The sequence below is a fragment of the Hyphomonas polymorpha PS728 genome, from assembly GCF_000685315.1.
Lineage (GTDB): Bacteria > Pseudomonadota > Alphaproteobacteria > Caulobacterales > Hyphomonadaceae > Hyphomonas > Hyphomonas polymorpha.
The window spans coordinates 1-2,635 of record NZ_ARYM01000049.1; the positions used below are offsets into that span (position 1 = coordinate 1).

5 protein-coding genes are annotated in these 2,635 nt (G+C 61.9%); all 5 read left to right on the forward strand.

Features of this window, described 5'->3' with window-relative positions:
- Nucleotides 1-222: phage major capsid protein (locus HPO_RS20775; protein WP_035602786.1), on the forward strand; the 222-nt coding region annotated here is incomplete at its 5' end.
- A 1-nt stretch (nt 223) separates the two neighbouring features.
- Entirely contained in the window at nt 224-448 is a 225-nt protein-coding gene (locus HPO_RS19225) for a phage head-tail joining protein (RefSeq protein ID WP_035602788.1), read from the forward strand.
- The gene (locus HPO_RS19230) at nt 445-768 is read left to right on the forward strand and encodes a DUF2190 family protein (RefSeq protein ID WP_035602790.1); all 324 of its coding nucleotides are present in this window, start codon (nt 445-447) and stop codon (nt 766-768) included. Before HPO_RS19225 ends, HPO_RS19230 begins: the two co-directional genes overlap by 4 nt.
- A 56-nt stretch (nt 769-824) precedes the next feature.
- The gene (locus HPO_RS19235) at nt 825-1,199 is read left to right on the forward strand and encodes a hypothetical protein (protein WP_157532934.1); all 375 of its coding nucleotides are present in this window, start codon (nt 825-827) and stop codon (nt 1,197-1,199) included.
- Nucleotides 1,196-2,635, forward strand: a 1,440-nt coding sequence (locus HPO_RS19240) for a DNA primase family protein (RefSeq protein ID WP_035602794.1), incomplete at its 3' end; no start/stop codon positions are given. The genes HPO_RS19235 and HPO_RS19240, both read left to right, overlap by 4 nt.

The following is a 2,635-nucleotide window of genomic DNA, read 5'->3' on the forward strand; positions in this document are numbered from 1 at the left end:
CTGCTTGTCGAACCGCGCCTGACCGATGACTCGGCCTGGTACGTCTTCGCCGATCCGTCGCAGATTGCTTGCTTCGAGCATGCATACCTGTCCGGCGCGCAAGGCCCCCAGATCGCCACTCGCGAAGGCTGGAACACGCTTGGAATCGAGATGCGCATCGTTCTGGACTTCGGCGCTGGCGCCATCGACTGGCGCGGCGGCTATCGCAACGCGGGGGACTGATGTGGCCCTCACGGTCAGTGAACTGACGTCGCTACGGGACGGGCTCATCAAAGCCCGTTCCAATGGCGTGCGCCGCGTTCGAGATCAGAATGGCGAAGAGGTAACCTATTCTTCCGACAGGGAGATGGCCGCCGCTATTGCCGCACTTGATCGCGAAATTGCCGGGCACGCCAAGCCCATCCCTAACACTATCCTCTTCAATACCTCGAAAGGATTCGAGAAATGAAAAACTACATTCAACCCGGCCGCACTCTGACGATTCCGGCCCCTGCAAACGTCACCAGTGGCGGCGTTGTCCAAGTCGGCAAGATCACGGGCATTGCCGCCGGTGATGCGCTGGCAGGCCAGCCCGTCGACATTGCCTGCGAAGGTGTCTTCACGCTTCCGAAGGCCAGCGCGTCTGTGCTCGCCATCGGTGACGAAGTGGCCTGGTCTGGCACCGAGTGCGAAGAGTCCAGCACCGCGAACGATAACGTCATTGGCGCTGCTGTTGCGGTGGCGGGCAGTGGCGCGACTTCCGTGGCCGTGCGCCTCGCGGCCTTCTAGGGCCTGAAATAGAAAAGCCCGGCTGGCGTGCCGGGCTCTTCCTTAACGGGTGCATCATGAAGGGATGCGACATGAGAAATATTCAGCCTACGCGCAAAGCACAACCCCAAAAATCCGGGATAGCCGCACAATCTTTTGATGCGCTGATGGCCAAGGGCTTGCGGCCCCGCACGCGCGCCGAAGAGTCCCGCTATGGCATGAAAGCGATGCTTGCCGAATTGAGGGATGCGGACGCCTGGTGGCCTGCACAAGCGCGCGCGATCCTCGAAGACGCGCGACGTTGCGAGCGCATCCGCCTGGCCGCCGAAGCCGACCTGATGGAAGACCTTCACGACTGGCAGCGGAAAGCGCGCAAGGCGAAGCGGGACGCGAAGCCGAAGTATTCGCGCGCGGCCATGCTGGCGCTTGAGTTGCGGGGTGCCGCACAATGACTCGATCCCGCGACCGTGTTGCCGCCCTGTTGGACGAAGGCAATGCCCATGATCCGGAGTCCAGCATCCTCGCAGCGAAAAGGACGCTGGGCGAAGCGTTCGGCGGCGACACCTTCAATGGCCATGCCTTCGCCGATGCGCACCATGGCCGGTTGATATACGTCCCCGAAGCGAAAACCTGGCTGGCCTTTGACGGCGCCCGCTGGACCCCGACCGATCCGGGCGCCTACATGCAAAAATTCGCATCGGACGAAATGATTCGAGCTGTGAAAGCAGAAATTCGCTCGACTCATCGCGGCAAGGCACTTTCTGAGCAGAAGACTATTTTGCTAAGAGTGAAAGCCCGGCAGACCGCTGCGCTGGCCAGTGCCGCAGAGCTTCCCACGCTTCGCGTAAAGGCCGCAATGCTCGATGCCGACCCTTGGCTTATGGGCGTCCCCAATGGCGTCCTGGACCTTCGCAGGGGCCGCCTGGTGCCCGCCAAGCCCAGCCAGAGGATCACTAAGCAGGCAAGCGCCCCGTTTGATCCTGACGCGCCGTGCCCGCAATGGCTGGCCTTCCTGAAACGTGCATTGCCCGATCCCGATATGAGGGCCTTCGTCCGGCGGGCGGTGGGTTATTCGCTCATTGGAGTCGTGGACGAAGAGAAGCTCTTCTTCGCCTATGGCCCCGGCGCGTCCGGCAAGTCCACGTTCGCGAATGTCGTGGAAGCCATGTTTGGTGACTACGCGGTCGCGGTGAACAAGGCATTGCTTGTGCGCGGACAATTCAGCGACTCGGAGTCCGAAAGGCAGGTGACGCGGCTTCACGGCGTCCGCCTTGCTTCGATCAATGAGACTTCGCGCGGCGACGTATTTGATGACTACAAGGTCAAGAAGGTGACTTCGCGTGAGCGGATCGCCGCGCGCCGTCTGTACTCCGAAGCGTTCGACTTCATGCCGACGCACACCACCTGGTTGCGGGGCAACTTTTTGCCTGGTGTGCAGGACGCAGGCGATGGATTTTGGCGGCGCCTGGTGCCCGTGGAATTCGGCCAGCAAATCCCGGCTTCGGAGAGGGTGGCAGACCTCGATAGGCGCATCATTGCCGAAGAGCTGCCCGGTGTGCTCGCATGGGCTGTGCGCGGCGCCCTGCAATGGCAGGAGTCGGGGCTGGGCATACCGGCGCCGATTGTTGCGGCGGTTGAGTCATATCGTGAGGCTACCGACCTCTTCGGCGCCTGGTTGGACGAATGCACGCGGCGGGACCCTAACGCAAAAACGAAAACGTCCGACCTGTTCGACTCGTGGACTCAATACTCGCAGCGCAGCGGGGCAGGCGGCGGATACGTTCGCGCGTTCTCAGATGAGTTGGCGCGAAGGGGATATGAGCATGACAAGAGCCGCAAGCATGGCCGCCGGTTTGTCGGATTGTCGCTTACGGGGGGCTTCGATGAC

Bases quoted from the DNA above. Each gene is read 5' to 3' on its own strand.
- HPO_RS19230 (WP_035602790.1), top strand. From the start codon at position 445: ATGAAAAACTACATTCAACCCGGCCGCACTCTGACGATTCCGGCCCCT.
- HPO_RS19235 (WP_157532934.1), top strand. From the start codon at position 825: ATGAAGGGATGCGACATGAGAAATATTCAGCCTACGCGCAAAGCACAA.